Annotated in this window: 16 protein-coding genes; 9 read left to right on the top strand and 7 right to left on the bottom strand. The window is 59.1% G+C overall.

Translation table 11 applies throughout. The features are described 5' to 3' along the window. Positions 1 to 211: 211 nt before the first annotated feature. Positions 212 to 979, top strand: a complete 768-nt coding sequence (locus HB633_RS18310) for a hypothetical protein (protein ID WP_213779600.1) — start codon at positions 212 to 214, stop codon at positions 977 to 979. Beyond that, a complete protein-coding gene (locus tag HB633_RS18315) occupies positions 976 to 1,374 on the top strand; it encodes a hypothetical protein (protein WP_213779601.1) in 399 nt (132 codons plus the stop codon). The genes HB633_RS18310 and HB633_RS18315 overlap by 4 nt, the downstream gene beginning before the upstream one ends. A 49-nt stretch (positions 1,375 to 1,423) precedes the next feature. Here HB633_RS18315 and HB633_RS18320 read toward each other — a convergent pair whose 3' ends face one another. The 3 genes from HB633_RS18320 to HB633_RS18330 are packed head-to-tail and all read right to left on the bottom strand — an operon-like array spanning position 1,424 to position 3,972. Next, entirely contained in the window at positions 1,424 to 1,579 is a 156-nt protein-coding gene (locus HB633_RS18320) for a hypothetical protein (protein WP_213779602.1), read from the bottom strand. After that, positions 1,557 to 2,558 (bottom strand): cytochrome d ubiquinol oxidase subunit II, encoded by a 1,002-nt coding sequence (gene cydB, locus HB633_RS18325; RefSeq protein WP_213779603.1) that lies wholly within the window; start codon positions 2,556 to 2,558, stop codon positions 1,557 to 1,559. Before cydB ends, HB633_RS18320 begins: the two co-directional genes overlap by 23 nt. Before the next feature lies 1 nt (position 2,559). Beyond that, positions 2,560 to 3,972, bottom strand: a complete 1,413-nt coding sequence (locus tag HB633_RS18330) for a cytochrome ubiquinol oxidase subunit I (RefSeq protein WP_213779604.1) — start codon at positions 3,970 to 3,972, stop codon at positions 2,560 to 2,562. Between the two features lie 475 nt (positions 3,973 to 4,447). Here HB633_RS18330 and HB633_RS18335 point away from each other — a divergent pair, with 475 nt between their 5' ends. The 3 genes from HB633_RS18335 (at position 4,448) to HB633_RS18345 (ending at position 7,665) form a co-directional block, all read left to right on the top strand. Beyond that, the gene (locus tag HB633_RS18335; RefSeq protein WP_213779605.1) at positions 4,448 to 5,359 is read left to right on the top strand and encodes a neutral zinc metallopeptidase; all 912 of its coding nucleotides are present in this window, start codon (positions 4,448 to 4,450) and stop codon (positions 5,357 to 5,359) included. A gap of 286 nt (positions 5,360 to 5,645) precedes the next feature. After that, positions 5,646 to 6,659 (top strand): lipopolysaccharide heptosyltransferase I, encoded by a 1,014-nt coding sequence (gene waaC / locus HB633_RS18340; protein WP_213779606.1) that lies wholly within the window; start codon positions 5,646 to 5,648, stop codon positions 6,657 to 6,659. Between the two features lie 79 nt (positions 6,660 to 6,738). Beyond that, on the top strand, positions 6,739 to 7,665 hold the full coding sequence (locus HB633_RS18345; RefSeq protein ID WP_213779607.1) for a flagellar brake protein: 927 nt from the start codon (positions 6,739 to 6,741) through the stop codon (positions 7,663 to 7,665). Between the two features lie 29 nt (positions 7,666 to 7,694). Here HB633_RS18345 and HB633_RS18350 read toward each other — a convergent pair whose 3' ends face one another. Further along, positions 7,695 to 8,366, bottom strand: coding sequence for a DsbA family oxidoreductase (locus tag HB633_RS18350; protein WP_213779608.1), 672 nt, complete (start codon positions 8,364 to 8,366; stop codon positions 7,695 to 7,697). A gap of 296 nt (positions 8,367 to 8,662) precedes the next feature. Here HB633_RS18350 and HB633_RS18355 point away from each other — a divergent pair, with 296 nt between their 5' ends. The 3 genes from HB633_RS18355 to HB633_RS18365 all read left to right on the top strand — a co-directional run bounded on the left by HB633_RS18355 (position 8,663) and on the right by HB633_RS18365 (position 10,933). Next, entirely contained in the window at positions 8,663 to 9,094 is a 432-nt protein-coding gene (locus HB633_RS18355) for an OsmC family protein (protein ID WP_056365042.1), read from the top strand. A gap of 460 nt (positions 9,095 to 9,554) precedes the next feature. Continuing rightward, positions 9,555 to 10,640, top strand: a complete 1,086-nt coding sequence (locus tag HB633_RS18360) for an ionic transporter y4hA (RefSeq protein ID WP_213779609.1) — start codon at positions 9,555 to 9,557, stop codon at positions 10,638 to 10,640. 143 nt (positions 10,641 to 10,783) lie between these two features. After that, positions 10,784 to 10,933: a hypothetical protein gene (locus tag HB633_RS18365; protein WP_213779610.1), complete on the top strand. Its 150-nt coding sequence runs from the start codon at positions 10,784 to 10,786 to the stop codon at positions 10,931 to 10,933. Between the two features lie 92 nt (positions 10,934 to 11,025). Here HB633_RS18365 and HB633_RS18370 read toward each other — a convergent pair whose 3' ends face one another. The 3 genes from HB633_RS18370 to HB633_RS18380 form a co-directional block, all read right to left on the bottom strand. Next, positions 11,026 to 12,399, bottom strand: a complete 1,374-nt coding sequence (locus HB633_RS18370) for an NCS2 family permease (protein WP_346730341.1) — start codon at positions 12,397 to 12,399, stop codon at positions 11,026 to 11,028. 335 nt (positions 12,400 to 12,734) lie between these two features. Beyond that, positions 12,735 to 14,462 (bottom strand): gamma-glutamyltransferase, encoded by a 1,728-nt coding sequence (gene ggt / locus HB633_RS18375; RefSeq protein WP_213779788.1) that lies wholly within the window; start codon positions 14,460 to 14,462, stop codon positions 12,735 to 12,737. 136 nt (positions 14,463 to 14,598) lie between these two features. Then, positions 14,599 to 15,522 carry a LysR substrate-binding domain-containing protein gene (locus HB633_RS18380; RefSeq protein WP_213779612.1) on the bottom strand — a complete coding sequence of 308 codons (924 nt, stop codon included), beginning with the start codon at positions 15,520 to 15,522 and terminating at the stop codon, positions 14,599 to 14,601. A 544-nt stretch (positions 15,523 to 16,066) separates the two neighbouring features. Between HB633_RS18380 and HB633_RS18385 the strand changes: the two genes are divergently transcribed. Continuing rightward, the gene (locus HB633_RS18385) at positions 16,067 to 17,653 is read left to right on the top strand and encodes an ABC transporter substrate-binding protein (RefSeq protein ID WP_213779613.1); all 1,587 of its coding nucleotides are present in this window, start codon (positions 16,067 to 16,069) and stop codon (positions 17,651 to 17,653) included. The last annotated feature ends 6 nt before the right edge of the window (positions 17,654 to 17,659 follow it).

The following is a 17,659-nucleotide window of genomic DNA, read 5'->3' on the forward strand; positions in this document are numbered from 1 at the left end:
AAAAACTACAAAATCTTGGTTTCGATGCGACGGGCCGCAACCGCCCGCCCGTCGCGGGCATTGCGCGATTAGCGTTCCAAAGTTGCAAGGATTCGGAGTACAAGTACGTCTTGCCCGCTAAAAAGGACTTGATTCGCAGGTACGGCGGTATGGCATGCTTTCAAACGGATATCGACGCGGCACATGGTTCGCAAGACGAAGTTAGAAACCAATGAAAGCAATCGCTCAGCAGAAAAATGGCCAGCTGTTTGAAGAAATCAATGCTCTTCAGGCGGCAAGCCGGCACTACCTTGATTCGACGTCTATAAACCCGCTCGTTCGCAGGTGGCGTGCGCTTAGACACGAGATCGATGCATTGATGAAAGTCGACGCATGTTCAGCATGGGAGCTTGCTGGTGCCTGGAAGGGCCTTTCGGGTGATCTGGCTGCAACTGAAGAGGCATTTGCAAATCGCACCAAGCTTGGCAACTCGGGGACGAACCGTATCAACTGGATGGTCAATCGACTCAATCTCGGCTTGTTCAGCGGGGCGCAAGCGCTTTACGCTGAAGTGGGAACCGCGGAGGACGGATATTTCACTCAATTGCTAGAAGAAGGTTGCTGTTCTGGGGCAATTCAACAGGCGGTGAGATTCATTGAAAGGGCTGGGGAAATGCACATCAAAGGCAACGCTGACCTGACGACCGAAATCATCAAGGCGAACGCCATCTTGCAAGTTGCTGGCCTCTCTGATGCATGCATTGCTCAACACCTCGACGTTGCTGGTTTGGTTCTGCGCCGTCATCGGATTCGCCCCGATGGGACGCTTCGTGTTACCTCTGCCCCGGGTTATTTCAATGGCGTCACCTACGCATTCAAAGTACCCGTCCCGGCAGAGAGCGCGTTTGATATGAATATCGAACTCGCCGAGGAAGAAGACAGGGCTGGTATCGACAAACACGTCGCCTTCGACGTTGTATTCGAGCCGTTGTCGTCATGAGTTCAAGCCCAAGCGAACTGGTCGATTGCGCTTTGAGCCTGTTGGGCGATGCCCGAAGCGAGCCGCAGTACCGTACTGTATGTAGCCGTGCGTATTACGGCGCCTTCCACGCGGCGAACTTGTTTCATAACGCGTTGCCGGCTCCCGGAACTGTCGGGGACGCACGCGGTCGTCATGAGCAGCTTATCGCTCAACTCGCCAATCCGACTTGCAGCAAGCGCAATCATAAATACTTCGTTTCGCAGGCACTGAGTAAAGTCCTTCGGACCTTGATCGATGCGCGGGTACGGGCAGACTACCTTATTGATACTGAAGTCGACTTCGGCATGGCCGCAAAGTCGTCCGAGAGCGCGCGCGTGGTCATGCTCAAGACATCGGAATTTGCAGTGAACTAATCCGGTGCTCACCGGCCGTTCAATGAAAGTTGAACGGCCTTTTACTGATTCAGTGCGCCATCTGAATCAGCAGCTTGAACGGCAATGCCAGCAGCAACGCCCCTCCCACGCCCACACACCACAGCGCAATAAACCAAAGCGTCCTTTTAAGCGCAGAACTCTTCTGCGCCCCGACCCGTGTTTCAGTGATAGTGATGTTCGCCATGGCGCACCTTGCCTCTGAAGACCCAGTAACCGAGCGTCGTATAAGCGATGATCACCGGCAAGATCACCGCCGCCCCAATCAGCGTGAATTTCTGGCTCGAATGCGGCGCGGCGAGCTCCCAGAGCGACACGCCGGGAAAAATTTCGTGCGGCGAAATGCTGAGGACAAGGCCGCTATAACCCAGCAGCACAAACGCCAGCGCCATCATGAACGGCTGCGTCTCGTGTCGTGACAGGATCGCGCGGCGCATCAGCCACGCGCAAGCGACAACCAGCAGCGGCACCGGAAGGAATCGATAAAACCATGGGGTATCGAACCAGCGCGACGCAATGCCGGCATCCTGCAGCGGCGTCCAGATACTGACGATGGCAATCGTTCCCAGTTGCAGCAGCGTCAGCGGCCAGACGATCCTGTAGAACCGCCGCTGCAGATCGCCCTCGGTTTTGGCAATCAACCAGCAGCAGCCGAGCAACGCATACGTGACCACGAGCGCAAACCCGGTGAACATGCTGAAGGGCGTGAACCATGTGAAGGCATCGCCGGAATAGCGGCCATCGGCGACCGGAATGCCATTGAGAAACGCGCCCAGCGCCACGCCCTGAAAAAACGTCGCCCCCGCCGATCCACCAATGAACGCGAGATCCCACAGGTGCTTCGTGCGCGTCGCCTTGGATCGAATCTCGAACGAAACGCCGCGAAAGATCAGGCAAACCAGCATGAAGATCAGCGGCAGATAAAGACCGGACAGCACGGTGGAATAGATCATCGGGAACGCGGCGAAGAGCCCCGCGCCGCCGAGTACCAGCCACGTCTCGTTGCCATCCCAGACCGGCGCGACGGTGTTCATCATCACGTCGCGGTCATGCTCGTCTGGAAAAAACGGAAACAGGATGCCGATGCCCAGATCGAACCCGTCCAGCACCACGTACATCAGCACGCCCAGCGCGATGATCGCGGCCCATGTCAGCGATAAATCCATCTCACGCTCCTTCGATTGAATGCGTCGCGACCGACATCGGGCGGCGCGCGGTGTTGTTGTCATCGTCCATGCTGGGCGCGTGCGTGATCGTGCCCGGCAACGCCGGCCCGGTCTTGAGCAGCTTGAGCAGGTAATAGATGCCCGTGCCGAAGACCAGCGTATAAACGATCACGAAGATCAGCAGTGTCACGCCGACTTGCTGCGCGCTTACCGGCGACACCGCTTCCGACGTTCGCATCACCCCGTACACCACCCACGGTTGCCGGCCGGCCTCGGTCGTGACCCAGCCGGCGAGTAGCGAAATGAAACCGGTCGGCCCCATGACGAGCACGAAACGCTGAAACAGCTTCGATTCGAACAGCTTGTTTTTCCGCCGCAGCATCCAGCCCGCGATGCTCATCAGGATCATCAGCACGCCAAGCCCGGCCATGATCCGGAAGCTCCAGAACACAACGGTGGAGTTCGGACGATCTTCTTTCGGGAACGACTTGAGGCCGCGGATCTCGCCGTCCCAGCTATGTGTGAGGATCAGGCTGCCCAAGTGCGGAATCGATACCGCGTACTTGGTGGTTTCGGCCTCCATATCCGGAATGCCGAACAGGTTCAGCGCCGTGCCGCCTTTCTCGGTCTCCCACAAGCCTTCGATGGCCGCAATCTTCGCCGGCTGATGTTCGCGCGTGTTCAAGCCGTGCATGTCGCCGACAATTGCCTGGACCGGCGTGAGAACGAGGAGTAACCAGAGCGACATCGAGAACATTTTCTTGATAGCGGGGTCGCGTCGGCCTTTCAACAAGTGATACGCGCCTGACGCGGCGACCACCAGGCCGGCGACCACAAACGCTGCGATAGCCATATGCGCCAACCGGTAAGGAAACGATGGATTGAAGATGATCTGGAACCAGCTGACCGGCACGACGTGATCGCCTTCAATGCGAAATCCTTGCGGCGTCTGCATCCAGCTATTCGATGCCAGGATCCAGAACGTCGAGATCAGCGTGCCGATTGCAACCATCAGCGTGGCGCCGAAGTGCGCTTTGGGTCCGACCTTGTTCCAGCCGAACAGCATGATGCCGAGGAAACCCGCCTCGAGGAAAAACGCGGTCATCACTTCATAGGCGAGCAACGGGCCTGTGATCGGACCGGCAAAGCTCGAGAAACCGCCCCAGTTGGTGCCGAATTCGTAGGCCATCACGACGCCCGAGACCACGCCCATTCCGAAGGCGACCGCAAACACCTTCGACCAGAACAGGCACAGCTCTTTGTAGACCGGTTTTCCGGTTTTGAGCCACGCACCCTCGAGCACGGCGATAAAGCTCGCCAGCCCGATACTCAACGCCGGGAAAACGATGTGGAATGAAACGGTGAAGGCGAACTGAATACGCGCCAGGTCGAGCGCTTGTTGGGTGGCATGCATGGCAAGTGGTGCTGCCTTCGCGGGCGCACTCTGGACGAGGTCGCGGGCGGGCGCTGGTTGGTTGAACTGAGTACGACGAAAGTGACTGTAAGCCAGATTTTGAGATGTTTGCTGCGACGCGGCAGGCGCATGCTAATGTGCGCAAATGTCGCGATGCCGGACGAAATTTATCGATAACTTGCGCTTTATCAAGTACTTGCCGATCGCTGTAGAGTAAGAAATTCGAGGGCTTTCAACGTGATTTACGCGACAATCGACCGCACTGCGTCAATCGGGCGCCTTGTCTTCTGAAAGTGCGTTTTCCAGCTCGTTTGTCGGACGAAAAGCGCACGATGTTTTACACCTCCATCCACGATTGCCGCAGCGCCGCGGGTACCATGACGTCATGTGGCGGGCCCGCGATGTGCTCGGTGAGTTGCTCGACAGCAAGGCCGCGCACGGGAAACGAATCGAACAAGGTGAAGGGAGAAAAATTATGCGTCTGGACGACGAAAGAGAGAGCCAGAATGTCGAAGACCGGCGCGGTTCCGGCGGCGGAGGCGGCGGCTTTCGAATGGGCGGCGGTTCAATCGGTATCGGTTCGATCGTCATTGCACTCGCGGCATCGTATTTTTTCGGCATCAATCCAATGGTGGTGCTGAATTTGTTGTCGGGTGGTTCGGGCGGGTCGAGTACGTCTTATACGCAGCAGCAACAGCGACCCGTGGACTCGGGCGGCCAGCCGCAACCCGCTGCAAGCGACGCGGGCGCGGTGTTCGTTCGGCGCGTCCTCGGCAATACGGAGCGCACCTGGCAGCAAATCTTCCGCACGCAATTCAATCAGGACTATCCGGCGCCCAAGCTCGTGTTGTTCAGCGGCGGCACGGCGACCGCATGCGGTACCGGCCAATCCGCAATGGGACCGTTTTATTGCCCGAACGACCGGAGTGTGTACATCGATTTGTCGTTCTACAAAGAGTTGCGCGACCGCTTTGGCGCGAGCGGCGACTTTGCACAGGCTTATGTAATTGCGCATGAGGTTGGGCATCACGTGCAGAACGTGCTCGGCATCATGACCAAAGTCGATAACGCCCGGCGCCGCATGTCGCCGGCTCAGGCGAATCAATTGTCGGTACGCGTCGAGTTGCAGGCCGATTGCTTCGCGGGCGTTTGGGCGAACGTGGCGCAGAAGAACAACGCGAAGCTGATCGAGCCCGGCGACTTTCAGCAAGGCTTGAACGCTGCGGGCGCTATCGGCGACGACCGGTTGCAGAAGGAAACGCAGGGACGCGTAGTCCCGGAAGCCTTTACGCACGGCACGAGTGCGCAGCGGCAGCGCTGGCTCAACCGGGGGCTGGCGACGGGCGATCTGGGGCAATGCGATACCTTTGGCGCCCAATCGTTGTGAGGTGCAGGACATCTTCTGTGAAAAGCGGGTAGAGAAAACCGCTATTTCGACGGATAATTCTGTCCAAACTTGTTGCAGCGGGCGCGGATACGCACTCGGCGCGTCCGCGCGACAGTTTGTACAATCTTGTCGTTCATAACAGATCGCCGCCGGGCCGCCTTTAATCCGCAGAATTTCCGCAGAAAGCGCGCCGGTCAGGCGAGTCAGCCTCCGGCAGCCCGTCCGCGCGTCCAACACCGTGCGTGATCCCGCCCGCTGGACGAATTAAAGGTCCCCCCGCATTCCCATGAAGCGAATCCTGATTGTCAAAGTGACGTCATTGGGCGATATCGTAGAGACGCAACCCGTCGTCTCCGATCTTCGCCGCGCATTTCCCTCGGCCAAGATCGACTGGGCCGCAGACGCAGCGTTCGCCGATATCATCCGCTGGAATCCCGCCGTAGACCGCGTTCTGTGCGCGCCGCTGCGCAAATTCAAGAAAGCCCGCGGCTGGGCTGACCTCAAGGAAATCGCGGCGTCCATCGGCGAATTGCGGGCCGAGAAATACGACGTCGTGCTGGATATTCACGGTGTGTACAAGAGCGCGATCATCGCGTTCCTGGCGCGTGGGCGTCGCCGCTACGGATACAAGAACAAGGATCTCGGCGAGCTTGGAGCCGCGTTTGCGTACAACGCGCGTTTCGGCCCGCGCCCTCGCACCGACGCATGGCGCGGCATGCGCGTGAGCGTAGCGGACGCGCTGGGCTACACCTTCAACGAAACACCGGACTTCAATTTGCATTTGCCGCCGTCCGGGGCGCCATCGGCGTTACCTCAGGGCGCGCCGGTCGCGATGCTTTTCCACGCGACTTCCGCCGATGAAAAGAAATGGCCGATCGACCGCTGGGCCGAAACCGGACGATGGCTCACCGCGCGCGGCTACAGGATCGCGCTGCCGTGGGGCACGGAAGGCGAACGCAAGGAAGGCGAGCAGATCGCGGCGCTGGTACCGGGCGCAGTCGTCCTGCCGAAGCTGAGCGTAACGGAATGCGCGCATTGCATCGATGAATCGGCGGTTGTCGTCGGCATGGATACCGGACTGGTCCATCTGGCGCACGCGCTCGGGCGCCCCACGGTCATGATCTTCACCGCGACTTCGAGCGAGCATTTCGGTATTGGCGCGCCGGGGCGTTCGGTATCGGTTGGCGATCACTTCGCGCCGCCCGATGTTCCCGCAGTTCTGAGCGCGATCGAAAGCGTGATGCCGGGAACGGAAGGGTCGTCTGCAAGCCGGGTCGCCGCCGGTCAGACAAGCTCGTAGCGCGAGGGCACTTGACGACGTCGCGGACACATTAGACGATTAGCGCTTCCGAGTGGCCCTATAGCGACCTCAAGTGACCATGTCCGAAGAAGAAGATTCCGTTACGTTGGACCAACCGTCACCTGTTCGTCTAGCAATGTCGGACGTTCCGCTCGGCGAGCCGCTTGCCTGGCCGATCGTCGCCGCCGATGGCGCGTTGCTCGTGAACGCCGGCGCGACCATCACCGGGGCCGCCGAGCGCGCCTTCCTCTTTGCACATTTCGAGCCGCACAGGCTAGATGATTCGGCCGAATCTCCCACGCCGGAAGCATCGCCGCATCAATCGTCGTCTCCGGGCGCGGAGCTGCTGACGCTCGATACCATCGGGTTAAAGATCGGCGGGCGGCTTGGTCTGCGCGGCCCGGCAGGCTCCGCGATGTATTCCAGCCGCGTGATCGGGTTCTCAACGCCGGGACCTCAACGCACGCGGGCAGTGTTTATCACGCAGCCGGTGATGGCCGGGCATGAGCCACTGGCTTTGAGCCACGGCGAGCGGGTCGAACTCGTCGCGCTCGGCACGCGCGCGGTGTTCCAGTTTGCGTGCACTGTCGATGCCGTCTGCCGCGAGCCGTTCAGCTATCTGGTCCTGTCGGAACCGGGTGCGATTCGCCGCTTGCGGGCGCGCAAATTTGTGCGGATGGTCACGCGCCTGCCGGCGCATTTTTCCTTGATCGACCCCGAGCAAACCGGTGAACCCGGAACCCGGCTCGGCCTGGTCCGAGATATCAGCCCCTTCGGCATGTCGCTCGCAGTCGCCGAGGTGCAAGCGTCGCTTGGCGACAGGCTGCGGCTATCGTTCCGTTTCAATACGGACGACACCGATGTCGATATCGATTGCCACGCGATCGTGCGCCACGTTCATGAGGCCGATGCGCGCAGCGCGAACGCCATTTATGGGCTCGAATTCGAGACGCTCGAGCCGTCGCAGCGCATTGCGCTGAAGTCGTTCATGGCGGAACAAATCTAGGCTGGCCGAGCCTTGAGCCGCCATTCCGCTTACGGCAGGCTCGCGCCGCTTGCGCCCGGCGGGAAACCATCGGGGAAAAGCCGGTCGACCGCCGCCTGGAAGTGCTCGATCGGCGCCGCGCCGCGCAGCGCGATGGGCGGCGGCGGTTCTTGATCGCCCACGCCATCGCGCGACAGCACCACGAACGGCACGCCCGTCACGCCGAGCTTCTTCGCGAATTCCTCGTCTTCGATCACCGCGTCCGTAAGTTCGTCGCCGAGAAGGACTTCCTCCAGCGATTCCGGATCGATCCCGCACGTGGCTGCAATGTCGAGAAGCGCGTCGGTATCGCCGATATCAATGCCATCCTCGAAAAACGCCTTGAAGATCGCCCGATGCACGACGTCGAAGCGCCCCGACTCGCGCGCGAAAAACGCGGTCTCGAAAGCCTTGCGGCTGCGCGGCTGAACCGGCGGAAGGCGCATCAGCAGACCGCGGTCGGTCGCCATCGGGTAGACGGAAGTTTCCCAGCTCTGATGCAGAAGGTCGCTATCGGGGTCGAGCGGCGGCGTGGGTTCCGGGCGCAACTCGAACGCATGCCAGCGGACTTCGACGGCATCGCCATAAGCGTTCTGGAACTGGTCGATGACCGGCAATTCCAGATAGCAGAAGGGACACACAAAGTCAGACCAGACATCAAGGTACAGCGTGGGGCTTGTCATATCAGGCTCGTTGAAAATTCGTGCGAAATTTTACCGCGCATTCGGCTTTGTCTCAGATGCCGTGAAAGACCCATTCACGACGCGCGCACCGCCGGATTGCGGACCCATTCATGCGCCTGGATTGCGCCGTCGCCCAATATCGATCAACCTGCCCGCTGCGCTTTCGGGCATCCTGTGTGCTTGGTTCAATCCGATGGCACGCCAAGCCGGCTCGGACCAAACGCGGGCTTTGCGGTCGAATCCTTGCTGCGGCGGCACCGCGCGGCAAATCCACCCTGACTTACTGGAGAACACTCGTGCAAAAAACAGCATCGGCAAAATGGAGTGGCGGCATCAAGGACGGTAAAGGCTACATTTCGACGCAAACCGGTGTACTGAAGGATGCACCTTATGGATTTGCCGCGCGCTTCGAAGGCGGCCCGGGAACGAACCCGGAGGAACTCATCGGCGCGGCGCATTCGGGCTGTTTCACCATGGCCTTGTCCCTGCAACTGACACAGGCGGGCCTTACGGCGGAAAGCATCGAAACGAAGTCTACCGTGACGCTGGACAAGGACGGCGAGGGTTTCTCGATCACGGCTTGCCATCTCGACGTGAAGGCCAAGGTTCCCGGCGCTGACAAGGCCACTTTCGAAAAGCTCGCGAACGCCGCGAAGGAAGGTTGCCCGGTATCGAAACTTTTCGCCGGTAACGCGAAGATCACGCTGAATTCGGAATTCATCGAATAAGTTCGTTTAAACTGGACCTGACAAGAAGCGCGACTCATGAACTGGTCGCGCTTTTTTATCGTTATCGACAACACGGTGCCGCTCAGACGATTGACCATTAGAAACGACGACGTCCGGCATATCGCGCATCTCGCCGAACGAAAGCAAAGTCGGAGTTGTCCACAGATTTTGTGGATAGCCATGTGGACAACATGCGCAAGCACTTACCAACTCACTGATGCATAACGGTTTGTCGTTCTTCGGCGTTTCGCGTGCAGCAGCGACCGCTTTCGCAGTACACGCACTTAAGCATCATTCCCGCAAGCGCTTAATCCGATTATTTTGAGGAGAACCTGTAATCTGACGGCTCTTCCGGCATTCAAGCCCGGCCCGGTGACGTGATCGTGCAAACGCATTACGTACAAGACTCGCCGGCCGGCTATTGCCACCCATCTACCTGCATTACCGCCCTGGAGCATCGATGAAATTCAAGCTGGACTGGACGGGCATCGCACCATTTGCCGCACTTGTTATCCTGGGATTGACGATCGCTATTCCGAACGGCTGGATCTTCGGCGTGGCCGCCATCGCGCTCGCCGCCGCCGTATTCGCCGCCGTGCATCACGCGGAAGTGGTGGCGCATCGCGTGGGCGAACCGTTCGGGACACTGGTTCTGGCAATCGCAGTAACGGTCATTGAAGTAGCGCTGATCGTCTCCGTGATGCTGACGGGTGGTCCGGAAAAAGCGGCGCTTCCCCGCGATACCGTGTTCGCTGCAGCCATGATCTGCTGCAACGGAATTGTCGGAATCTGCTTGCTGATCGGCGGCTTGCGCCACCATGAACAGAATTTCCAGTTGAGCGGCGCGAGCGCTGCGCTCGCCATTCTTTGCGCGTTGTCGGTGCTGACCATGGTGCTGCCGAATTTCACGAGCACGGTCGTCGGGCCGGGGTTGTCGACATCGCAGCTTGTGTTTGTCGGGATTACGTCGCTCGTGCTGTACATCGTTTTTGTGTTTATCCAGACCGTGCGGCATCGCGATTATTTTTTGCCGCCTGTGCCTGCGCTCGATCCCAACCGCCCCGACGACGTCCACGCGCCACTGCCAACGAATGGCTACGCGCTCGCGTCGGGCGGTTTGTTGCTGCTTTCGCTGTTGGCCGTGGTTGGGCTGGCGAAGGTGCTTTCGCCGACGGTCGAGGCGGGCGTTGCGAGCGCTGGCGCGCCGGAGGCGGTAGTTGGCGTAGTGATCGCGGCGCTTGTCCTGTTGCCTGAAGGACTTGCCGCGTTGCGGGCCGCGCGGTTGAACCGGCTTCAAACCAGTCTGAATCTTGCGTTGGGATCGGCGTTGGCGAGTATCGGATTGACGATACCGACAGTTGCGATCGTCTCGATCGCCATCAGCCAGCCAATTTCGCTTGGACTTGGTCCGAAAGAGATCGTGCTGCTTGCGCTGACCTTGCTGGTAAGCGTTTTAACGCTGGGCACCGGCCGCTCTACCGTGCTGCAGGGCGTGGTCCATCTGGTGATTTTCGCGACGTTCCTGTTCCTGTCGGTTGTGCCGTGAGAGGGGCGCGGGTCGTGGCTTGAGCGTTGCGTCGACACGACCCCTGCGTCTTTTCTCTCAAACTTTTTTGCAATGCAGCACCAAATGCGTATAATTAAGGGTATTCCCTAGGGGTAAATACCCTAACTACGCTGAGGTGCTTTATGAAAACCGCCGCTCAAGGTTCTGTTCTCGTTTCGTTCGGTTCATGGTTCCGCAAGGCGAAAGCTGTCGTTCGTCGCGAATCTGTTCGTGCTTTGAACCTGCATCTGCAAAACTGCGCTGTGATGGCGGAAGCGTATCGCCGGAAGTAAATCGGCTGGGCTGAATGTTTAGTTGAGTCGGCGCGTCGATCGAGCAGATTTCCAGCTCTCGCACGCCGATTTGCGGGTAGGAAAGTCGGGCGTCAGATCGCCCAGCCGCCGAGGTAAAACACGGCGAGCACGGCAGCAATCACGACTGTACCAACGTTCAGCTTCCGGTATTCGCCGGCAATTACACGCCCGATCACGAGCGTGCAAAAGCCGAGCATGATTCCGGTCACAATATTCGCCGACAACACAATAAATACCGCGCAGACCAGCCCTGACATGGCGTCGACCAGGTCGTCCATGTGTAGTTTGCTCACGCTCGAAAGCATCAGCAAACCCACATACATCAACGCCGGAGCTGTTGCGTACGAGGGCACGAGGCCTGCGATCGGCGAGAAGAACATTACCGCCAGAAACAGCACGCCCACGGTCGCAGCGGCCAAGCCTGACTTCGCGCCCGCTGCAACGCCCACCGTCGATTCAATGTAAGCCGCTGCCGGCGCACCGCCCAGGCACGCTGCCACAATCGAGCTGACCGAATCTGCCGTCAACGCGCGTCCGCCGTTCACAATGCGGCCGTTTTCATCGATTTGACCCGCCTGACCCGCAACCGCGCGAATGGTGCCGGTGGCATCGAACACTGCCGTCATCACGAGTGCAAGCACGCTCGGCAGCACGGCCATCGACAGCGCGCCGCGAATATCCATCGCACCAATCAAGGAAGCATGCCCCGGCGCGCTCAGCGACGGCAATGCGAAGACGCCGGTGTAATGGACGGTCGGATCGAACGCGAGACCCAGCGCGGACAGCCCGATCACAACGATCAGAATCCCGCCCGGCACGCGACGCCGTTCCAGCCCAAGAATCGCGGCCAGCCCGAAGATGGACATCAGCACGGGAAACGCGGTGATATGACCGAGCGATACGGGCATGCCGGCGCCCGGGTTCTTCACGATCAGGCCAACATCGTTCGATGCAATCAGCAGCAAAAACAAGCCAATCCCGATGCCTGTCCCGTGCGCGACGCCCGCAGGTAAATTGCGCAGGATCCACGAGCGCACGCCGGTCACGGAGATTGCCGTAAAGGTGACGCCCATCAGGAATACGGCGCCCAGCGCAACGGATGGCGAAAGTCCCTTGCCGAGCACGAGCCCGAACGCAGTGAAGGCGGTCAGCGAGATCGCGCAACCAATCGCGATGGGCAAGCGCGCCCAGACGCCCATCAAAAGCGAACCAAAAGCGGTTGTCAGGCAAACGGCGACAAACACGGCGCGGGTATCGAATCCGGCTTTTCCGAGCATCGCGGGGACGACGAATACGGAATAAACCATCGCAAGAAACGTGGTGATGCCGGCAATCACTTCGCGCCGCTGGGTGCTGCCGCGCGCGCTGATCTGGAAATAGCGGTCAATCGCGCCGCCTTGAGTTTTGCCCTGTGTGGACGCGGATTCGTCCTCTTGTATATCGATGCCGCGAAGCGGCTGGGCGTGGGGTTCCATCATGAGTTGTTCTCCTTTATCAGCATGCTGAAACGGGCCGGGAACAAGCCGGTGAACCGTCTTCAGGGTCGTCTCGAAAGTCGTATTTTTAGTAGTGGCCAGATTCGGTGTGCTGGACTGGGCCAGGACAGAGACTAGGCGAACATCACGCCGCATCCAATCTCAAAAATGGGATTCCAGTCATGCCGCGATCCTTATAAGCGTGAATCCAGGGGCTTGTCGGCGGGTTTTATCGTGCGGGAGAGAACGCAAAAGGCCAGGTCCGAAGACCTGGCCTTTTGCATCATCGAGGCTTCTTACAACGCTTACTGAATCACGCGCGTCACACCGCGTCCGCGGGGATCGGCGACGGGTTCAGGCGTTTTGTCGTTGATCTTGATGGCCTGGATATCGCCGTTGAAACCCTGCTTCTGAAGCGTGTAACCCTTCGCTTCGAGTTCCTTCGCCAGATCGCCGTCGATGGGCTTGTAGGGCTCCCAGAAGATCGTGTTCGGCGGCAGCAACTGGTGATGCCAGCGCATCGCGGCGACGGCTTCGGGCAGCGGCATGGAGAAGTCGTAGACGTTGTTGATCACCTGAAAGATCGACGTGAAGATGCGCGAGCCGCCCGGCGTGCCGATCACCATCGCAACCTGGTCGTCCTTCGTCAGGATGGTCGGCGACATGGAGGAAAGCGGACGCTTGCGCGGTTCGATTGCGTTGGCGTCGCTGCCGACCACGCCGAACATGTTCGCCACGCCCGGCTTGGACGAGAAGTCGTCCATCTCGTCGTTCAGCACCACCCCCGTGCCGTCGGCAATCACGCCCGCGCCGAAATAACCGTTGATGGTGTACGTATTCGATACCGCGTTGCCCCACTTGTCGACAACCGAGAAGTGCGTCGTTTCGGCCTTCTCGGGCATCGTGGTGCCGAGGCCCGGCACCACGCTCTTCGTGTCCGACGGCGTGTCCGGATTCACTTCAGACGCGCGCTTCAGGATGTAGTCATCGTTGATGAGTTGCGCGATCGGCACCTTGTAGAAATCAGGATCGCCGAGATACTGCGCACGATCGGCAAAGACGCGTTTTTCGATTTCGGCCGTCAGGTGAATGTATTGCGCCGAATTGAGCGGAACGTTTGCGTACTTGTCCTTGAGATCGGCCTTCATTTTCAGCAACTGAACCAGACCGATGCCACCCGAACTCGGCGGCGGCGCGGTGATGATCCGGTAGCCGTTCCAGCTTGCCAGAACCGGCGTGCGCCAGACCGCCTTGTATTCCTTCAGGTCCTGTTCGGTGATCAGGCCGTGACCGCGCATCGAGTCGGCGATCAGGCTTGCAGTCTGACCTTCATAGAAACCCTTCGCGCCTTTGTCGGCGATGCGCTGCAAGGTGGCGGCCAGTTCCGGCTGCTTGAAGTTCACGCCTTTGTTCAGGGTTCCGAAGTAACTGTCGAAGTTGGTCTTGCCCGCGAATTCCTTCGATGCCGCGTCCTTGCGTTCCTGCAGCTGGTCGCTGACTTCGAAGCCTTCCTGCGCGTATTTGATGGCAGGCGCGACCACTTGTTTCCACTTCAGCTTGCCAAAGCGCTTTTGCGCTTCCCACATGCCCGAGACCGTGCCCGGCACGCCGACCGCACGATGTCCATAAAGGCTCATGCCTTTGATGACTTCGCCTTTGTCGTCGAGATACATGTTTTTCGTGGCCGCGATCGGTGCGCGCTCACGATAGTCAAGGAAGTACGGACGATGATCCACATACAGCGTCATGAAACCGCCGCCGCCCAGGTTGCCCGCTTCCGGGTAGGTCACGGCGAGCGTGAACGCCACTGCAACGGCCGCATCGACTGCGTTGCCGCCTTGCTTAAAGATTTGCTCGGCGGCATCGGCGGCGAATTTATCCGCGACCGCAACAGCCGATGCCGTCAGTACGACCGGCTGCTGTGCAACCTTCGCGTAAGCCGGCGTGCTTTCAACAAATCCCACCGATACCGCAAACACCGCCGCCGCGACGCTTCCAAGCGCGAACGAACGCGTGCGATGCAGTGAATCCATGGATATCTTCATTGCCATCTTTCTCCTCCTCTTGATTGGGTATTCGTCATCTCCCGGCGACCGCTTTTTTGAGATGCGCATCCGGGCTTATACCACGAGGCGGAATTCTTTCGAAAGGCTGGCAAATCCGGTGTTTTTATGCGTCGGCGAGCACCGGGGCTTCGTCGAGGGAATACGTCGCCACCACGCGCAGCACGGACTCACGGAACGACGCGACCAGATCCGATCGAATGCCACTGCTTGGATATGACAGCACGTACTCGTATTCAATAGCGGCTTCGAACGGCCGCACGATCACGCCATGCATGCGCCACACTTTCGCGGCGAACGGTTCCACGATGGACACACCGAGACCGCCCGCGACCATTGCGTACCGCGTATGGGCGGTGTCGGTCATCACGGTGTAGTTCGCGCGGTCCTCGCCGGCTGCGAACAACGATTGCTCGGCGGCATACGGTTGACGCGAATTCGGCAGCCATCCAATGATGCGTTCGCCGCGCAAGTCGGCCGTACGCACGACTTTTTTCTTCGCCAGCCGATGCGATGCCGGCATTGCACACTGTCCGCGCGCGCTCAGCAATTTTTCCACTTCGATGCCCGCAACCGGCGCGAACGCCTGGCTGATCGCCACGTCGGCTTTGTGGTTCTGGAGGATGGTGAGTACTTCAGGCACTTTGACCGAATCGACGCGGATCGGCACCCCGGGGTGGCGCTCGACGAAATCGGCGAGGATGGGCGGCAGCAAGGTGCTTGCAAGCACCGGCAGGCATGCGACGGTCAGTCCTTCCGACGCTTCGTCGCGAATGAGTTCGGCCACTTGTTTCAAGCGGTCAAGACCGAGAAAATTTTCTTCGACCGACTTGAAAAAACGCAATCCTGCATTGGTCGGATTGAGCCGTCCGCCTGCGCGGTTGAACAGGCTGAAACCGAGGTCGGCCTCTAAATCTGCGATCAGCCGGCTGATGGCGGGCTGCGTGACGTGCAATGCGCGTGCGGCGCCCACGCTGGTGCCGGTCATGATCAAGGAACGGAATGCTTCTATCTGGCGAAAACGAATCATCGTAGCGAGCCTGCTGGTGAACCGTGAGGACGCGATGGTAGCGCGATCCGCCCATGCTTGCCGACCGAAGAAAAACGCTCGTGCGAAAACATAAAAGTTATGCACGGCAGGGCGAAAGTCATACATAAAAACACATGGACTATAAGTACATGTGAGTGGATTCCACTTTATTGCTCTGAAATACTCCCGGCGAATTCGAATTTGTTGTCGATTCGTATCGTCAATAAAGCAGTTTGAAAGATAAGCAAAACAGCCGTTGCGGAAAGGAGAGATCTGCAGCAGGCCGGAACGACGTTGTTGCTCACGCATGGGACGCTGACACATTTCTGCACAGAACGCCCCGCTAAATAAGGTAAAAGGCTGGTTTCGGCCGGTGCGTGTTTGACCCGTTGCGCCGTTGTACAGATAAATAAAAAGGATTCCCATGATGTTGTTTGCAGGACTCTTTGCCCGTAGCGCACGCGTTGACGCTTTTTTTCGTCCGGGCGATGCTGTCGAGTGCCGCATATTTAATAACGGCCGCAAGTGGCTGCCGGCACTGGCTATGAGCGTGGTTGTTGCGGCCAGCACGATTCCTGCGGCGCAGGCGGCAAACGTACCGGCCGGCATGCAGCTCGCCGCGAAGCAGGAACTGATCCGCAACAACGCGTCCGAGGTCGAGACGCTCGATCCAAACCTGGCCGAAAGCGTGCCGTCGAACAACGTGACCCGCGACCTTTTTGAAGGCCTGACCGCGACCAATTCTGACGGTGAAGTCGTCCCGGGCGTTGCGGAAAAATGGGAACAGAAAGATGCCACGACATGGATCTTCCATCTGCGAAAGAACGCCAAGTGGTCCAATGGCGAACCGGTCGTCGCCAACGACTTCGTGTATGGATGCCAACGTCTTGTCGATCCGAAAATCGCGTCTCCTTACGCAACGACGTTCGGCATTTTCCTGCTCAACGGGGCTGAGATCATCGCGGGCAAGAAGCCGCTGGATTCGCTCGGCGTTCGCGCCATTGACGCCTACACCATCGAAGTCAGGACACCGGGCCCCGTGTCGTTCATTCCCGAACTGATGTCGAATACGAATCTGGGTCCGGTCAACAAAGCCGCCGTCGATAAATTCGGCAAGGACTGGACGAAGCCCGGCAAGCTGGTCGGTAACGGCGCGTTCATGCTCAAGGACTGGCAAGTCAACAGCAAGCTCGTGCTCGCACGCAACCCCAACTACTGGGACGCTGCGCACGTGCAGTTGACGCAGGTCACCTATCTGCCGGTCGAGAGCGAAACCACGGACATCAAGCTGTTCCAGTCAGGCGATAACGACTGGGTCTATCAGTTGCCGTCGGGAACGTACGCGAAATACAAGCAGGACTTCCCGAACGACATCAAGCTTTCGCCCATGCTCGGCTTGCGTTATTACTCGTTCAACAACAAGGACCCGTTGCTCAAGGACGTGCGCGTGCGTCAGGCGCTGTCGATGGTGATCGATCGCGACATCCTCGCCCAACGCGTCACCGCCGACGGGCAGATTCCGGCGTACGGCGTGACCGTGAAGGGCGTGAAGGGCGCCGATGTCACCGCATACGACTGGTCCACATGGCCGATGGCCAAGCGCGTTGATGAAGCGAAGAAACTGCTTGTGCAAGCGGGTGTAAAACCTGGCACGACGATTCACTTCGCGATGAACTCGAGCGATTACCACAAGAAGATGGCCATCTTTGCGGCATCGGAATGGAAGACGAAACTGGGTCTCGACACGCAGATCGACACCATGGAATTCAAGGTGCTGACCAAGAAACGTCATTCCGGCGACTATCAGATCGCGCGCAACGGCTGGGTCGCCGACTACAACGACGCGACCACGTTCCTCGGGCTCGTCTCGTGCGGCTCGGAGCAGAACGACAACTTCAACTGCAATCCGAAGGCCGATGCGCTCGTAAAGGAAGCGAATTCCACCACCGATCAGGCAAAGCGCACGCAATTGCAGACGCAAGCCGCGAAGCTCGTGATGGACGACTATCCGATGCTGCCGCTCCTGCAATACACGGTCGCGCGGCTCGTGAAGAGCTACGTGGGCGGGTATTCGCTGAAGAACCCGATGGACCGTTACCGCAGCAAGGATCTGTATATCGTGAAGCACTGAGCGAGG

It is taken from the genome of Caballeronia sp. dw_276 (genome assembly GCF_018449635.1).
Lineage (GTDB): Bacteria > Pseudomonadota > Gammaproteobacteria > Burkholderiales > Burkholderiaceae > Caballeronia.

Coding starts and splice junctions, on each gene's coding strand:
- HB633_RS18310 (WP_213779600.1), top strand. CDS start 212: ATGAAAGCAATCGCTCAGCAGAAAAATGGCCAGCTGTTTGAAGAAATC.
- HB633_RS18315 (WP_213779601.1), top strand. CDS start 976: ATGAGTTCAAGCCCAAGCGAACTGGTCGATTGCGCTTTGAGCCTGTTG.
- HB633_RS18320 (WP_213779602.1), bottom strand. CDS start 1,579: ATGGCGAACATCACTATCACTGAAACACGGGTCGGGGCGCAGAAGAGT.
- cydB (WP_213779603.1), bottom strand. CDS start 2,558: ATGGATTTATCGCTGACATGGGCCGCGATCATCGCGCTGGGCGTGCTG.
- HB633_RS18330 (WP_213779604.1), bottom strand. CDS start 3,972: ATGCATGCCACCCAACAAGCGCTCGACCTGGCGCGTATTCAGTTCGCC.
- HB633_RS18335 (WP_213779605.1), top strand. CDS start 4,448: ATGCGTCTGGACGACGAAAGAGAGAGCCAGAATGTCGAAGACCGGCGC.
- waaC (WP_213779606.1), top strand. CDS start 5,646: ATGAAGCGAATCCTGATTGTCAAAGTGACGTCATTGGGCGATATCGTA.
- HB633_RS18345 (WP_213779607.1), top strand. CDS start 6,739: ATGTCCGAAGAAGAAGATTCCGTTACGTTGGACCAACCGTCACCTGTT.
- HB633_RS18350 (WP_213779608.1), bottom strand. CDS start 8,366: ATGACAAGCCCCACGCTGTACCTTGATGTCTGGTCTGACTTTGTGTGT.
- HB633_RS18360 (WP_213779609.1), top strand. CDS start 9,555: ATGAAATTCAAGCTGGACTGGACGGGCATCGCACCATTTGCCGCACTT.
- HB633_RS18365 (WP_213779610.1), top strand. CDS start 10,784: ATGAAAACCGCCGCTCAAGGTTCTGTTCTCGTTTCGTTCGGTTCATGG.
- ggt (WP_213779788.1), bottom strand. CDS start 14,462: ATGGATTCACTGCATCGCACGCGTTCGTTCGCGCTTGGAAGCGTCGCG.
- HB633_RS18380 (WP_213779612.1), bottom strand. CDS start 15,522: ATGATTCGTTTTCGCCAGATAGAAGCATTCCGTTCCTTGATCATGACC.
- HB633_RS18385 (WP_213779613.1), top strand. CDS start 16,067: ATGAGCGTGGTTGTTGCGGCCAGCACGATTCCTGCGGCGCAGGCGGCA.